Origin of the sequence: Mycobacterium sp. 1274756.6 (genome assembly GCF_001668625.1) — a bacterium.
Lineage (GTDB): Bacteria > Actinomycetota > Actinomycetes > Mycobacteriales > Mycobacteriaceae > Mycobacterium.
This window is the reverse complement of sequence record NZ_LZLJ01000014.1, coordinates 14,570-29,295: the sequence shown is the minus strand read 5'-3', so window position 1 is coordinate 29,295 and position 14,726 is coordinate 14,570. Positions and strand designations below refer to the sequence as shown.

Annotated in this window: 14 protein-coding genes; 3 read left to right on the top strand and 11 right to left on the bottom strand. The window is 69.9% G+C overall.

Going from position 1 to position 14,726, the window contains the following annotated elements; translation table 11 throughout:
- Nucleotides 1-2,742, bottom strand: a 2,742-nt coding sequence (locus A5643_RS01775; protein ID WP_156628446.1) for an ATP-binding protein, incomplete at its 3' end; no start/stop codon positions are given.
- 193 nt (nt 2,743-2,935) lie between these two features.
- Here A5643_RS01775 and A5643_RS01770 point away from each other — a divergent pair.
- Together A5643_RS01770 and A5643_RS17995 are read left to right on the top strand one after the other, a co-directional pair.
- On the top strand, nt 2,936-3,679 hold the full coding sequence (locus A5643_RS01770) for a hypothetical protein (protein ID WP_066851321.1): 744 nt from the start codon (nt 2,936-2,938) through the stop codon (nt 3,677-3,679).
- Nucleotides 3,680-3,715: 36 nt separating this feature from the next.
- Complete coding sequence (locus A5643_RS17995) at nt 3,716-4,780, top strand: IniB N-terminal domain-containing protein (protein ID WP_156628445.1); 1,065 nt, start codon at nt 3,716-3,718, stop codon at nt 4,778-4,780.
- Between the two features lie 208 nt (nt 4,781-4,988).
- Here the strand turns inward: A5643_RS17995 and A5643_RS01765 are convergent, their stop codons facing one another.
- A complete protein-coding gene (locus tag A5643_RS01765; RefSeq protein WP_066851320.1) occupies nt 4,989-5,537 on the bottom strand; it encodes a hypothetical protein in 549 nt (182 codons plus the stop codon).
- A 20-nt stretch (nt 5,538-5,557) separates the two neighbouring features.
- Nucleotides 5,558-7,423 (bottom strand): glutamine--fructose-6-phosphate transaminase (isomerizing), encoded by a 1,866-nt coding sequence (glmS, locus tag A5643_RS01760; protein WP_066851319.1) that lies wholly within the window; start codon nt 7,421-7,423, stop codon nt 5,558-5,560.
- A gap of 75 nt (nt 7,424-7,498) precedes the next feature.
- On the opposite strand from glmS, the gene A5643_RS01755 reads away from it, so the two are divergent.
- Entirely contained in the window at nt 7,499-8,338 is an 840-nt protein-coding gene (locus A5643_RS01755) for a dienelactone hydrolase family protein (protein ID WP_197497615.1), read from the top strand.
- A 3-nt stretch (nt 8,339-8,341) separates the two neighbouring features.
- Here the strand turns inward: A5643_RS01755 and A5643_RS01750 are convergent, their stop codons facing one another.
- Genes A5643_RS01750 through A5643_RS01715 form a run of 8 tightly spaced genes read right to left on the bottom strand, consistent with a single transcriptional unit; the run spans nt 8,342 to nt 14,725 of the window.
- On the bottom strand, nt 8,342-9,871 hold the full coding sequence (locus A5643_RS01750) for an aldehyde dehydrogenase family protein (protein ID WP_066851317.1): 1,530 nt from the start codon (nt 9,869-9,871) through the stop codon (nt 8,342-8,344).
- Nucleotides 9,861-10,904, bottom strand: coding sequence for an NADP-dependent oxidoreductase (locus A5643_RS01745; RefSeq protein WP_066851312.1), 1,044 nt, complete (start codon nt 10,902-10,904; stop codon nt 9,861-9,863). Before A5643_RS01745 ends, A5643_RS01750 begins: the two co-directional genes overlap by 11 nt.
- 4 nt (nt 10,905-10,908) lie before the next feature.
- A complete protein-coding gene (locus A5643_RS01740) occupies nt 10,909-12,360 on the bottom strand; it encodes a carotenoid oxygenase family protein (RefSeq protein WP_197497614.1) in 1,452 nt (483 codons plus the stop codon).
- A complete protein-coding gene (locus tag A5643_RS01735) occupies nt 12,353-12,592 on the bottom strand; it encodes a lipoyl domain-containing protein (RefSeq protein ID WP_066851308.1) in 240 nt (79 codons plus the stop codon). The genes A5643_RS01740 and A5643_RS01735 overlap by 8 nt, the downstream gene beginning before the upstream one ends.
- 6 nt (nt 12,593-12,598) lie before the next feature.
- The gene (locus A5643_RS01730; RefSeq protein ID WP_066851306.1) at nt 12,599-12,811 is read right to left on the bottom strand and encodes a ferredoxin; all 213 of its coding nucleotides are present in this window, start codon (nt 12,809-12,811) and stop codon (nt 12,599-12,601) included.
- A 12-nt stretch (nt 12,812-12,823) separates the two neighbouring features.
- Nucleotides 12,824-13,972 carry a thiolase family protein gene (locus tag A5643_RS01725; RefSeq protein ID WP_066851305.1) on the bottom strand — a complete coding sequence of 383 codons (1,149 nt, stop codon included), beginning with the start codon at nt 13,970-13,972 and terminating at the stop codon, nt 12,824-12,826.
- Nucleotides 13,972-14,400: a Zn-ribbon domain-containing OB-fold protein gene (locus A5643_RS01720; RefSeq protein ID WP_231995410.1), complete on the bottom strand. Its 429-nt coding sequence runs from the start codon at nt 14,398-14,400 to the stop codon at nt 13,972-13,974. The genes A5643_RS01725 and A5643_RS01720 overlap by 1 nt, the downstream gene beginning before the upstream one ends.
- Nucleotides 14,387-14,725 (bottom strand): 2Fe-2S iron-sulfur cluster-binding protein, encoded by a 339-nt coding sequence (locus A5643_RS01715; protein WP_066851304.1) that lies wholly within the window; start codon nt 14,723-14,725, stop codon nt 14,387-14,389. The genes A5643_RS01720 and A5643_RS01715 overlap by 14 nt, the downstream gene beginning before the upstream one ends.
- Nucleotide 14,726 lies beyond the last annotated feature (1 nt).

Here is a 14,726-nt window from a genome sequence, read left to right as displayed (position 1 = left end):
CCCGACGGTGCACCGCACCCGGACAGGGCGGTCCAGACGTGAGCAAGCTACTGCCAACCGGATCGACGGCATCCGACGTAGCTGAGCTTGCCGAGCCGGAACCACGAGCGCTGCAACCGGCAGCCCGTCTCCGTCCGCCCACGCCTCATCGAACACCCGCTCGCCCAACCCGTCCCGCACCGACCCCACCGCAGCCGCGTAACCGGCGTCATACACCCCGAACCGCACCTGCCCACTGCGCTCCCGCATCCCTTGCGCCGCACCGAACAACCGCGCCGCCTCCGCCCCCCGGCCACACTCGGCGCTCAACACCGCCACACACTCGATCACATCCGGCACCATCAAAAACGCGTCGATCTCCCCCGCAATCGCCAACGCCGCCGCCGCATCCCGACCCGCCAAACCCATCTCCCCCTGCGCTAACGCCACCCGAATCCGGGCCGCCAGCAAGATCATCCGGTGGCCGCCGGAAGCGGCGGCGACGGCCTCGTCGGCCCATCGGCGTGCTTCATCGAGATGGCCCGCCGCCAAGGCGGCCTGGGCCATGCCGTAGACGTTCGAGCCCAACAGGTCCAGTTGGGGACAGGTCTCCCAGGCCAGCCGACTTGTTTTGACGGCGGCGTCGGCATCGCCCGCGGCCAACTCCGCGTCGACCAGCGCGCCCAGGCTCATCGCCTGTTGCACACCGGTCACGTCAGCGGCCGCCTCGATAGCCGTCTCCGAAGCCGCCCGAGCGCCGTCGATATCGCCCTGGTACACCAGCGTTTTGCCGACACCGAACAAGCCGTAGGCCAACCACAGCGGGTCGTTCGCGGCTCGGGCGTCGGATTCGATGGCCCGGAACTGTTCGGCGGCGTCGGACAGGTCCGCACACAGCCACGCAGCCAGCGCGATACACCAGGCGCACATGCGGGAGATGAATCCCTCGCCGATCCGGTCGGCTACGGCTCGACCTTCTGCTCCGGCGACTCGCGTCGTGGCGGGATCTCCCGCCACATGCGCTGACAGCGACTGCCACGCCAATATCTGGCAGAGCCGCCAGTCGTCGCCGAGTGACCGGGCAAGCCGGTTCGCTTCGGAGAGGTAGGCGGCCGCCGTCTCGGTGCGGAACGCGCAGGTCGCGCCACAGGCCGCGAGGACCCGGGCGAGCAGGGCGGTGTCCCCGAGTTCTCGGGCGATCTCCAGCGCGGGAATCGCCTGGTCTATCTGACCGAACGAACCGGTGAACGCGTAAAGGATGACCTTGTCGGCGACGGCGCGCGCCCACGCGGCCCCGGCGTCCGGCGCGTCGCCGGCCAGCACCGCGTCGAACCAGGCCAACCCCTCCATGACCCGGCCGTGCAGCCACATCGGCTGCAGCGCTGAGGCCAATTGCAGGGCCAGTTCGGTGTCGCCGTTGCCGCGGCTCCACGCGAACGCCGAACGCAGGTTGTTGATCTCACGCAGCGCCCAGACGGTGCACCGCTGGTGATCGACACCACTGGGGTCGTCGAACGATACGGCGGCAGCGGTGTAGTGGTCGCGGTGCCGGATATGGACCGCGTCGGCTTCGCCCGACTCCGCGAGTCGGTCCAGCGCGTACTGGCGCACGGTCTCCAACAGCCGGTAGCGCATCGCATGACCGGTGTCGTCAGCCACCACCAGGGATTTGTCCACCAGCAGGGAAAGTTCGTCGAGCACTTGGTATCTCGGAGCGTCGGGATCACCGGCTATCGCGTGCACCGCGGTGAGGTCGAACCCACCGCGGAAGACCGCCAGCCGGCGGAACAGTGTCTGCTCAGGCTCGGTCAGCAGCGCGTACGACCAGTCCACGGAGGCGCGTAGGGTCTGGTGCCGGTTCACCAACGCATTTCCGCGTCGGGTCAGCAGGCGGAACCGGTCCTGCAGGCCGTCGATGATGTCGGTCAGCGACAGTGCCCGCACCCGTGCCGCAGCGAGCTCGATGGCCAGCGGCACCCCGTCGAGGCGGGTGCAGATCTCGCGGACGGCGGCGGCGTTGTCGTCGGTCACGGTGAACTCGGGCCGGGCCAGCCGTGCCCGCTCGGCGAACAGCTCGATCGCCTCGTCGGCCAGCGACAGGGAGGGCGTTCGCCACGTCAGCTCACCACCCACGCCGAGCGGTTGTCTGCTGGTGGCCAGCACCCGGAGGCGCGGGCAGGCGCCCAACAGTTCCACGGTCAACGTCATGCAGGCGGCTTGCACATGTTCGCAGTTGTCCAGCACCAGCAGCATGGGACGGTCCGCGATGTACCGCGCCAGGATGTCGAGGGTGGTGCGCCCAGGCTGGTCGCGCAGGTCGAGGGTGCGTGCGACCGCCATCATCACCAGATCCGGGTTGGTGATCGGCGCGAGGTCCACCCACCAGATCTCCGCGTCGGTGCTGTCGGCCGCCTGACCCACCAACTGGGCAGCCAACCGCGTCTTACCCACTCCGCCCGCACCGGTCAGGGTCACTAATCGGTGCCGGCGCACGAGCCGCTCCAACTCGGCCAGCTCCCGGGCACGGCCGACGAAACTCGTCAACGACGCGGGGACTCGGGGGGCGGTGGGCGGTTCGAGGGCAGCGAAATCCCACGACGTCACCATCTCGGTCGGCAGCAGTTCGCTCACACCAGACCGTCCCAGTCCGTGGGCAGCGCTCCCCGGCGCGCAGCCTATGGGCTCATCGTAGCCAGCCGATGACTCGCGAGCCAGAAAACCGCAAAACCGCCCTTTTAATCCGACTGCGCCCGCAGCCAGCATCTACGACCCCCTCCGGGGAGATCTACGCGTATCGGCGGATGTTCTGAGCGGCCCGGAGCCGCAGAGTTGATCTCGGGGGGAAAGCGGGACCGGCCCTACCCGAGGACATCGCGTCGGGCCGGTGCCCGCGCCCCACCCGAGCCGTCACCAGCGGAACCGTTTCGCCCGGCCGGGAAAAGAAGGGGAAAACACCATGCGAACCACAATCCGGCGGCCTCGCGGCTCCGCCCAGGTCAGTGCAGCCGACTACACCACTCCGATCTCCTGGGGCCCCGACCCCACCGACGGCACTGCTGCCGGACCCGATCTGTACTCGCCGAGCGAATCAGCGGCGGCCGGCGATTTCGGCGACGCCGCCCCGGCATTCAGCGGGTGGCTCAGCCAGAAGAGCCTCGTTGCCGCAGCCGTCGCCGCCGCGGTGATCACCGGCGGCGCCACCCTGGGGCTGGTGTTCTTCGGCCACGCCGGCTCGCCGGGCACCGAACCGGTCGTGGTGGCACCGGCCGAACTGCCGGGCCCCGCTCCCGCGCCCGCCGCGGTGCCGCCGGCCGCCCAGCAACCGGCCGCACCGCCGCCCGCTGACGTGCCGGTGTATCAACCCGCTTCGCCGGTGCTGCAGGCGCCGCGCGCACCTGCACCCGCACCCGTGGCGGTGCCGCCCCCGGCCAATAACCCGGTGCCCGAAGCCGTTCCGCCGGCACCCGCCGCGCCGCCCGCCCCGCCCGCCGAGGCGCCCGGCCCGCCGAAGGTCTCCATCGGTCCGGACGGGATCAGCGTGGACCAGCCCGGCGGTCCGAAGGTCGATGTCGGCCCCGATGGGATCAGCGTCGATCAACCCGCCGGCCCCAACGTGGACGTCGGCCCCGACGGCATCAGCGTCGATCCTCCCGATGGCCCGGCGGTCAAGGTGGGGCCCAACGAGATCAGCGTCGGCTGACCCGCCGGCACGACCACCGCAGCGATAGGTGTACCGATGCCGTATCTGGTTGATTTCATCGCCGAGCTTTTCCGCGATCGCGCTCGGGCGGAGGCCTTCGTCGAAAACCCGGGCAGGACCCTGCACCGAGCCGGGCTGGCGCACGCCAGCCCGGCGCAGGTGCAGGCGGTGGCGGAGCAAACGATCGCCCACCTGACGTTGGATCGGCGCGACCCCATCGCGAGCTTGCGGGCGGCCGTAGCCGACTACCACGGCTTCGACGCTTTCACCGCCCGCGCTGCGACCGCCGGGCACCGTGAGGACGTCACGTCGGCGATGTACCGCGAAGACGCCCGCTCGGCGAAGTTCGGCGCGTTGGCCTGGTCGGAGGAGGAACTGCAGCCGGTGGCCGAACCGGTCGCTTACCGGGGGCCCCGGGTGAATCGCGCGGGGACCTATCGGCGGCCCAGGCCGGCGATGTCGGGCTGGCTGCACATGCCGGGTTTGGCGATCGGCGCGGTCGCGGTCGCCGCAGCGGTGTTCGTCGGCGGCATCGGCTACACCCTGGCGACCAAGAACAGTGAAAGTCTTCCTGCTCCGGCTCAGGTGACCAACCCGGTGCCGCAGCCCGCGGCGCCGGCCAACCTTGCACCACCCCCGCCGGAACAGCCTGCGCCGGCGCCCGCACCGGTCCGGCAGAACCCGCCGGCAGCCCCACCGGTCAAGCAGAATCCGCCAGCACCGCCGCCGCCTGCACCCGGCAAGCAGAACCCGCCTGCGGTGCCACCACCCCCAGCCCCGCCGGTACAGCCGCCGGTGAAACCGCCGCCGAAAAAGACCAAGGCCTGCCCCGACGGGTCCACCGTGGCCGCCGACCAACAGTGCCCCGCAAAACAGAAAGAGCCCGCGAAGACAAAGAAATGCCCGGATGGGACCGAGGTTGCGGCAGAAGAAGAGTGCCCTAAAGATCAGCCCCCGCCTCCAGAGACCAAAACCTGCCCAGACGGCACCGAGGTCCCGATCGGCCAAGAATGCCCGAAAGACCAACCCCCGCCACCGGAGACCAGAACCTGCCCGGACGGTACCGAGGTTCCGATCGGTGAGGAGTGCCCCAAGCCGTGAAGGATAGTTCGCCTGGTTCGCCCTTCCCGGCAGGGCGAACCAGGCGAACTGCACGAGGACTCGGTGCCGCACTATTCGGCGGTGACACTCTTCGCCAGGTTGCTCGGCTTGTCCACCTCGTAGCCGCGCGCGCTTACAGCTTGCCTTCCACACAGCCAGTTCGAAAGGTCCTGCTGCGCTTTGATGACCTGCCGCCCCAGCCTCAAGGTTAGCGCTTGGTGCGCTGCAACTCGGTCACAGCCAAGTACTCTTCGGGATCGTAGTAACGGCCGAAACTCATCAGCAGAAACACGAAAACCCAGCCGATCACCGCGAAGGTCCCGAGCGTCAGGGCCAGAACCGCGGCCGGGATCGCAAGGAGTCCACCGCCACCGAGCAAAGTTCCGCCGACGACGGCTTTATGGCGGCTTCTAATGCCCTCGTCCACGATTTCCTGCAGTCGGACAGTGTCTCCGACGCGTTCAGCGTCCCGCACCTCCCGCCAGCCACGGATCGCCCAGAGGAATCCACCCAGCAGCAACCCGACCAACACCGTCGAGATCCCCAAAGTCGCAACGCGGTTGTTGGCCGCCTCTACCAGGCCGGACCAAAACGCAAGGATGACACCGATCTCCAGCGCTGCCACGCAAGCCCAGAGCACAGTGATCCCGACGCGCCGGATCCAATACCGCCAACCGCGGTCAGCCCAGGTGGTTCCGAAGATCCGGAGCGACCGAACTTGTTCGCCATCGGATTCCGGCGCGATGCTCTTCGGCATTGGCAACTCTCCGTGCCGCACTACTCGACGGTGACGCTCTTCGCCAGGTTCCTCGGCTTGTCCACGTCGTAGCCGCGGGCCCGGGCCACACCGGCGGCGAAGATCTGCAGCGGGATCGTCGACAGCAGCGGTTGCAGCAGCGTGGACACGGCCGGGATCTCGATCAGGTGGTCGGCGAACGGCCGCACCGTGTCGTCGCCCTCCTCGGCGATGACGATGGTGATCGCGCCGCGGGCCTGGATCTCCCGGATGTTGGAGAGCAGTTTCGCGTGCAGCACCGCCATTTTCGGCGACGGCATCACCACGATCACCGGCAGGTCGTCCTCGATCAGCGCGATCGGGCCGTGCTTGAGCTCACCGGCTGCGAAGCCTTCGGCGTGCATGTAGGCCAGCTCTTTGAGCTTCAGCGCACCTTCCAGCGCCACCGGATAACCGACATGGCGGCCCAGGAACAGCACGGCCGGCGAGGTGGCGAACCGCTGCGCCAACGCCGCCACCGAGTCGTTGCCGGCCAGCACGCGCTCCACCAGGGCGGGCATCGCCTCGAGTTCGCGGTATTCGCGGGCGACCTCGTCGGGGTATTTGGTGCCGCGTGCCTGCGCCAGCGCCAACCCGACCAGGTAATTGGCGGTGACCTGGGCCAGGAACGTCTTGGTCGAGGCGACCCCGATCTCGGGTCCGGCGCGGGTGTAGAGCACCGCGTCGCACTCCCGCGGGATCTGGGAGCCGTTGGTGTTGCAGACCGCCAGCACCTTGGCCCGCTGGTCCTTAGCGTGCCGCACCGCCTCGAGCGTGTCGGCCGTCTCACCGGACTGGCTGATCGCCACCACCAGGGTGCTGCGGTCGAGCACCGGGTCGCGGTAGCGGAACTCGCTGGCCAACTCGACTTCCACCGGCAGCCGCGTCCAGTGCTCGATGGCGTACTTGGCCAGCAGGCCGGAGTGGTAAGCGGTGCCGCAGGCCACCACGAAGACCTTGTCGATGTCGCGCAGCTCCTGGTCGCCGAGCCGCTGCTCGTCGAGCACGATGCGGCCCTCGACGAAGTGGCCGAGCAGGGTGTCGGCCACCGCGGTGGGCTGCTCGGCGATCTCTTTGAGCATGAAGTACTCGTAGCCGCCCTTCTCGGCGGCGGACAGGTCCCAGTCGATGTGGAAGTGCCGGGCGCTGTTGTCGTCGGGAACGCCGTGGAAATCGGTGACGCGGTAGCCGTCGGCGGTGATCACCACCACCCGGTCCTGGCCGAGCTCGACCGCCTCGCGGGTGTGCTCGATGAACGCGGCCACATCGGAGGCCACGAACATCTCCCCGTCGCCGACCCCGAGCACCAGCGGGGTGGAGCGCCGCGCCGCGACGATCGTGTCCGGGTTGTCGGCGTTGGCGAAGACCAGCGTGAAATGGCCCTCCAGCCGCTGCACCACCGCGAGCACCGACGCAACGAAGTCGCCGGCGGTCTCCCCCTCGCGGTAGGCGCGGGCCACCAGGTGCACCGCGACCTCGGTGTCGGTGTCGCTGGCGAACTCCACCCCGGCGTTCTCCAACTCCTCCCGCAGCACCGCGTAGTTCTCGATGATGCCGTTGTGGACGACGGCGAACTTGCCGGAGGCGTCCCGGTGCGGGTGCGCGTTGCGGTCGGTCGGCCGCCCGTGGGTGGCCCACCGGGTGTGGCCGACGCCGGTGCTGCCGGCCAGGGCGACCGGGTCCATGGCTTCCAGCGCCTGTTCGAGGTTGGCCAGCTGGCCGGCGCGGCGGGCGACGGTCAGCTCGCCCGCACCGTCGGCCAGGGCGATGCCCGCCGAGTCGTATCCGCGGTACTCCATGCGGCGCAGCGCGTCGACGACGATGCCACAAGCCGGGCGTCGCCCCACGTAGCCGATGATTCCGCACATAGCCCCCCAGGGTAATGCAGCCCGGACGGCGCGCATCGCCGCCGCGATGCCCGCGCTCTGGGTTACGGTCATCGGGTGGATAGCACGCGCAAGCTGATGGCGGCGTTGACCCGGCGCGGCCCGCACCGGGTTCTCCGCGGTGACCTGGCCTTTGCCGGTCTGCCCGGGACCGTGTACACCCCGGAGTCCGGACTGAGCCTGCCGGCCGTCACCTTCGGCCACGACTGGCTCACACCGGTGTCCCGCTATGCCCGCCTGCTGGAGCATCTGGCCTCCTGGGGCATCGTGGCGGCGGCCCCCAACAGCGAGCGCGGGGTGGCGCCCTCGGTGCTCAACTTCGCCTTCGACCTGGGCACCGCCCTGGACATCGCGGCCGGGGTGCGGCTGGGACCCGGCCAGATCAGCGTGCACCCGGCCAAGCTCGGGGTGGTCGGGCACGGTTTCGGCGGGTCGGCCGCGGTCTTCGCCGCCGCCGGGATGTCGGCGAAACCGAAGGCCGTGGCGGCGCTGTTCCCCGCGGTGACCGCGCCACCGGCTCAGGAGCCGGCCGCGACGCTGTCGATGCCGGGGCTGGTGCTGGCCGCCCCCGACGCCGGCACCTCGCTGCGATCCAACGCCGTGGAACTGGCCCGGGCCTGGCCGTCGGCCACCCTGCGCACGGTCAGCAAAGCCCAGGCCGGCGGGCTGGCGGAGGGCCGCCGGCTGACCAAGCTGGTCGGGCTGCCCGGCGGCGACCGCACCACCCAGCGCGCGGTGCGGGGCCTGCTCACCGGCTACCTGCTGGCCACGCTGGCCGGAGACAAGACCTACCGGGCGTTCGCCGACCCCGACGAGCCGTTGCCCAAGACCGAGGAGTTCGACCCGGACGCCGAGCCGCCCACCCTCGAGGACAAGGTCGTCGCGCTGCTGAAGTAGCGCTCAGCCGCCGCGCCCGAAGGGCAGCCGGCGCCGGCCGCGGGCGTCGATCAGCCGCATCAGCACGGTGATCATCGTCGATCGGTGCTTGGACGCCGGGTACCACAGCGGTTCGCGACCCAGTTGGGGTCCGCGGGGTACGACGATCGCCTGGGGTCGGCAGTATTTGCGGATCCCGGCCGGACCGCCGAACCGGGTGCCGATGCCGGACTGCTTCCAGCCGCCCATCGGCACCGCGTAGTTCATCAGGTTGGCGAACGCGTCGTTGACGTTGACCGCGCCGACTTCCAGGCGGCGGGCCAGCCGTTCCCCGCGCTCGCGGTCGCCGGTCCAGATGGTGGCCGACAGCCCGTAGTCGGAGTCGTTGGCCAGCCGCACCGCCTCGTCCTCGTCGGCGACCTTGATCACCGGCAGCAACGGGCCGAAGGTCTCCTCGGTCATGCACGCCATCGAGTGGTTCACGTCGGCCAGCACGGTGGGTTCGAAGAACCGGCCGCCGTCGACGGCGCGGCCGCCGGCCGCCACCCGCGCGCCGCGGGTGACCGCGTCCTGCAGGTGCCGTTGCACGATGTTGTACTGGCTGCGGGTGGCCATCGCGCCGATGTCGAAATCGAAGCTGCGCCCGGCCACGCCTTGGCGCAGCCGGCCGACCTGAGTGACCAGGCTGGCCAGAAACCGGTCGTAGACCGGCTCTTCGACGTAGATGCGCTCCACCGAGATGCAGACCTGACCGGAGTTGAACAGCCCGCCGTAGACGATGCCGGCGGCGGCCCGGTCGATGTCGGCGTCGGCCAGCACGATGGCCGGATCCTTGCCGCCCAACTCCAGGCTGTAGGGGGTCAACCGCTCCGCGCAGGAGGCGGCGATGGCCCGGCCGGTGGCGGTGGAGCCGGTGAACTGCACGAAGTCGGTGCTCGCGGCGACCGCGGCGCCGGTCTGTCTGCCTCCGGTCAGCACGGCGAACACCGGTGGTGCCCCGATCTCCTGCCAGCCGCGGGCCAACTCCACCGCGCTCAGCGGGGTGATCTCGGAGGGTTTGACCAGCACCGTCGCGCCAGCCAGGAGCGCGGCGAACGCGTCGAAGCACGGGTTGAGCAGCGGCAGGTTCCACGGCGTGATGATCCCGACCACCGGGTAGGGCCGGTAGCTGGTGACCAGCCGTTTGCCCAGACCGAACGGGCTGTGCGGGGTGGGTCGCTCATCGGCGAGGAACCGTTCCCCGTTGCCGGTCCAGTACTTGAGCAGGTCGATCGCCGCCGGCGCCTCGATGGCGGCGTCGAAGCGGGTCTTACCGGTCTCGGACTGCACCACGTCGGTCAGTCGGGCCGCGTTGTCGACGAGCCAATCCTGGTAGCGCAGGAGCCATTCCGCGCGGCCGCGCACACCCAGCTCCTGCCAGGCGGACTGGTGTTGGCGCAGCCGTTGGACGGTATCGGCGACCGCGCCGGCGGAGTGGTCGGTCACGGCGCCGACCAGGTGGCCGTCGGCGGGGTTGCGGACCTCGATCGTGGGGGTCTGGGCATCAACCGACACGTGCGGTCCTCTCGGCGTCTTCGGCGGCCGAGTCCAGCCGTACCACCATCTTTCCGACGTTGGTGCCGCGCATCATGCCCAGGAACGCATCCAGGGCGTTGTCGATTCCGTCGACGACGGTCTCCCGCACCCGCAGCGATCCCTCGGCGAGCCACCGGCCACCGGTGCGCACCCATTCGCCGATCAGGTCGAAATGGTCTCCGACGATGAAGCCGTGCAACAGGATCCGCTTCTCCACCGCCAGCATCAGGTTGTTCGGTCCCGGCGGCGGCTCGGCGGCGTTGTAGCCGGAGATCGCCCCGCACAGTGCCACCCGCCCGAAGTCGTTGAGCACGTCCAGGGCGGCCTGCAGGTGATCACCGCCGACGTTGTCGAAGTAGACGTCGATGCCGTCGGGTGCGGCGGCGGCCAGCTGTCCGGTGAGATCGCCCGCCCGGTAGTCGATGGCGGCGTCGAACCCGAACTCCGATGTCACCAGCGCGGTCTTCTCCGGCCCGCCGGCCGCACCGATCACCTTGGCGGCGCCGAGGTGCCGGGCGATCTGGCCGGCCACCGAGCCGACGGCACCGGCCGCCCCGGAGACGAAGACCACATCGCCGGGACCGGCCTTGGCGATCCGGGTCATCCCGACATAGGCGGTCAGGCCGGTCGCGCCGAGGACGCCCAGATACGCCGGGGCCGGGGAGCGACGCACGTCCACCGGCTGCACCTCGGCGGTGTCGAGGACGGCGTGCTCACGCCAGCCGGCCTGATGCAGCACCGTGGCGCCCACCGGCAGACCGTCGCTGCGGGAGGCGACCACGGTGCCGACCGCCGAGCCGCTCATCGGCAGCCCGAGCTCGAACGCCGGGAGATAGGAGTCGCCCTCGTCCATCCGGCCGCGCATGTAGGGGTCGACCGAGAGCCAGTCGTTGGCCACCAGCACCTGGCCGTCGGCGGGTTCGGGCAGGGTCGTGGTCGCCAGTTCGAAGTCGCCGGGGCGCGGTTGGCCGACGGGACGGGCGATCAGCCGCCATTCACGGGTGGTGGTCACCGGCTCACCGTCCGCTCATCGCCTGCTGATAGAGCGGACTATCAATGCTGTAGTAGCTGCAGTGGAACCCGCTGGGGATGCGGAACGGCACCCGGATGCTGGCCAGCGGGCCGGCGGCGACCTTCGCGGCGTCGAACACGACCAGATCGGTGCGCAGTTCCCCGGCCCGGTGCACCAGGGTGATCGCGTAACCGTCGAGCTCGTCGGTGGCACCCACCCGGGGGGCGAAGATGAATTCGCCTGCGGCGGCGCCCTCGCCGAAGTGATAGAGGTCCTCGGCACCGGTGTCGGTGTCGACGCGCAGCACCGAGTCCATCCCGTCGGCCCGGCCGTCGGTCGAATACAGGTTGCTGTTGGCGAAGGCGTGGTGGCTGCGGCGGGTCATCATCCGGTCGTCCGGCCGCGGGAACTGGATGTCGTGCTCGCTGATCACTTCTTCGCTCACCAGTCCGGCACCGGCAGGCTCGATGATCCAGCGCCGCAGGCTCTGCCGGGTTTCCGCGTGGGTGCGGCGGTTGCCGTGGATGTCGGGGAACAGGGCGGTCCCCTCGGCGGCGGCCACGTCGGCGATGATGCGGCCGCCCTCCTCCCACACGTTGGCCTCGTGCATCATGTGCCGCGGTTCGGCTTCGAACCAACGGACGTCGGCGGCGGTGCCGGTGCGCGGCATCACGCCCAGCTTGGTGGGCCGGTCGGGATCCCAGGCCACCATCGGCCCGCCGGCGACCGCCCGCTGGAAGCTGATGTCCAGCGGGGTGACCGGGAAGACGACGTAGTTCTCGGTGACGAAGAAGGTGTGCATCATCGTCTGGTGCGGCACCGGGATCACCTCGTGGGTGCGCAGGGTGCCGTCGGCGTCGATGACTTCGTAGTGGATTTCGGGTTCCGCGCCGCGGCGCCGGGGCACCGACCCGATGTTGATCAGCTCACCGGTGGCGTAGTCGACGGTGGGGTGGGCGGAGAACGTGTCGGTGATCACCCCGCCGTACTGCTCCTCGCCGATGGTGTCCAGGGTGCGCGGGTGCAGTTCGACCGGCGGCGCGCCCTCCATCAGGGCGAGCAGGCGCCCGCCGTGCAGGATGACGTTGGTGTTCGCGGTGTTGTAGCGGGTGTCGCGGGCCAGCGGGTCGGTGGTGGCGGGGTTGCCGTGCACCCCGAACAGGCGGCGACCGTGCTTCATCTCCAGCAGCAGTTTGTCGGTGCGCACCCACCGGCTGCGCAGCGTGGCGCGGCCGTTCTCGATGAAGAACGCGTACACCATGCCGTCGCCGTCGAACCAGTGGTAGTCCTCGTCGGTGGGCGGGTACAGCGGTTCGGCCCCGTTGCGGTAGAACACCCCGGCGAAGTCGTCGGGCAGCGTGCCCTCGATCTGCAGGACGGGGGCGTCGACCTCCATCCGGTTGGGCTCGTGGTGGCCGACCAGAAACGGGCTGTCCCTAACCTGCGGGTCAGCCATTGTCGTTCTCCAGCACACCCAGGACCGTGCCGACCGGGTAGTTCTCCTCATCGGTGGCGTCGCCGTGCCGCAGCGTCCCGTCACACGGCGCGGGGATCTCGGTCTCGACCTTGTCGGTGCCGACCGTGTAGAGCGGGTCCCCTTCGGAGACGGTGTCACCGTCGGCGACCAGCCACCCCAGGAAGGTTCCCTCGGTCATGGCGACGTCGAGTTTGGGCATCTTGATTTCCATGCGTGGTTATCCTTTGTCGTCAGTTTCGTTGTCGCTGATCGCGAGTGCTTTGGCGGGGCAGGACTCGACCGCGTCGCGCACCAGGGCGTCGTCCTGCGGCGGGATCTCCCCTTCGGGCGGGATGACGACGCCGTCGTCACCGACCGAGAAGTAGTGCGGGGCAACCGCCTCGCAGACACCGTTGCCCATGCAGCGGTCGAAGTTGACCACGACTTTCATCTCGGCTCCTCCTCATCGGGTCAAAATCGTGCAGGCGCTGAGCCCCGGCGCACCGTAGACGTGGCACAGCGCGGTGCGCGGTGCTGTCGCGACCTGACGCTCACCGGCGCGGCCGCGCAGTTGCAGGACGCTCTCGTGGATCTGGCGCAGCCCCGAGGCGCCGATAGGTTCACCGTTGGCCAGGCAGCCGCCGTCGGTGTTGACCGGTAGCCGGCCACCGATCTCGGTGGCGCCGCTGTCGATGAGCTCGGTCTGTTCGCCGTGCTCGCACAGGCCGGTCTCGGCGAGGTGGATGATCTCCGCGCCGGCGTCGGTGTCCTGCAGCTGCGCGATGTCGATGTCCTCGGGGCCGATGCCGGCCAGTTCGTAGGCGGCGTTCGCCGCGTCGACGCTGGGGCTGACCCCACGCTCGACCGACAGTGAGGGGCTGAGCACCTCGAAGGATCCGGGCCGTCGGGTCCGCACGGCGACCGCAGGGACGCGGATCGCGTCGCCGGCATGGCGTTTGGCGGCGTCGGTGTTGGCCAGCACCAGCGCGGTGGCACCGTCGCCCGGGGAGCACAGCATGTATTGCCGCAGTGGGTCGTTGAGCATCATCGAGGCGTTGATCTCGTCTTCGGTCAACGGTTTGCGCCGCCAGGCGTTGGGGTTGAGCGATCCGTTGCGGAAGGCTTTGGCCGCCACCGCGGCGAGCAGGCGGGGCGGCAGGTCGTGCTCGTGGAGGTAGCGCTGGATCTTCAGTGCGAAGAACTGGGAGGTGATGGCCAGGCCGGTGCTGCCGTACCAGGTGGGTAGCCCCATCGCGTCGGTGTCGATGGTGAAGGCGCCGCGCGGATGCGAATCGAACCCGACCACCAGCGCGTACTCCGCGGCGCCGGAGGCGATCGCCTGCACCGCCGACAGCAGCGAACTGCTGCCGGTGGCGCAGCCGTTGAACACGTTGATGAACGGGACACCGGTCAGGCCCAGTTCGGCGACCAGGGTGTCGGCCGACCCGGCGGACATGCTGCCGCCGACCGCGTATTGGATCTGCGGCCAGGACACCCCGGCATCGGCCAGGGCGAGCCGGGCGGCCGCGACCGCCTCCGCGCGCGCGGTGGTGTCCAGGTAACGCCCGAACGGCCGGCAGCCGGCCCCGATGATCGCGACGTCGTGAGCCATCAGCGGTCTCCTTCCTCGACCGGGGCGAACGCGAACGTCATCGCCTGCCCGTCCGCGGTGGGTTCCTCGATCGCGGTGAGCCGCATCGGCATCCCGATGCGCAGCTGATCGAAGTCGGTGACGTCCAGCAGGGTCTCGACGATGACCTCGCCGGGCAACTCGACGTAACCGAGCGCGAACGGCACGAACTCCTCGCCGCGCGGCCGGTAGGGCGGGCTCGGGGGCGGATACCGCTGGATGGTCCAGCTCCACAGGACGCCGCGGCGCGCTAGCCGCAGTTCGGTCAGGTCCGCTCCGCCGCAGCGCCGGCACGACACCTGCGGCGGGAAATGGGTCTCGCCACAGGTGCCGCAGCGTGCGCCGATCAGTTCGACGGTGTCGCCGCGCACGGCCATGCTGGTCGGGTCGAGCACGTCAACCACGGTCACCTCCGGGGTTTTCGGGAGCGGGTCGGCGGGGACGGACGCCCCGTTTGAGAACGACGACGTCGCCTTCGACAGTCGCCTGGCAGGCCAGCCGGACCCGGTCGCCGCGGCTGCCGCGCAGGGCTTCGAGGGTGTGGCATTCGAGTTCGCTGGGCGGGTCGAGGTTTTCGTCGGCTTCCAGCACCTCGACGTGGCAGACGGTGCATTCCCCGACGCCGCCGCAGATCGTGGGCCAGCGGTAGCCGGCGGCTTCGCCGGCGGCCATGATGGTCTGGCCCGGCTGTACGGCGAACCGGATTCCGGAGGGGCGGACGGTGACGAACGGCATG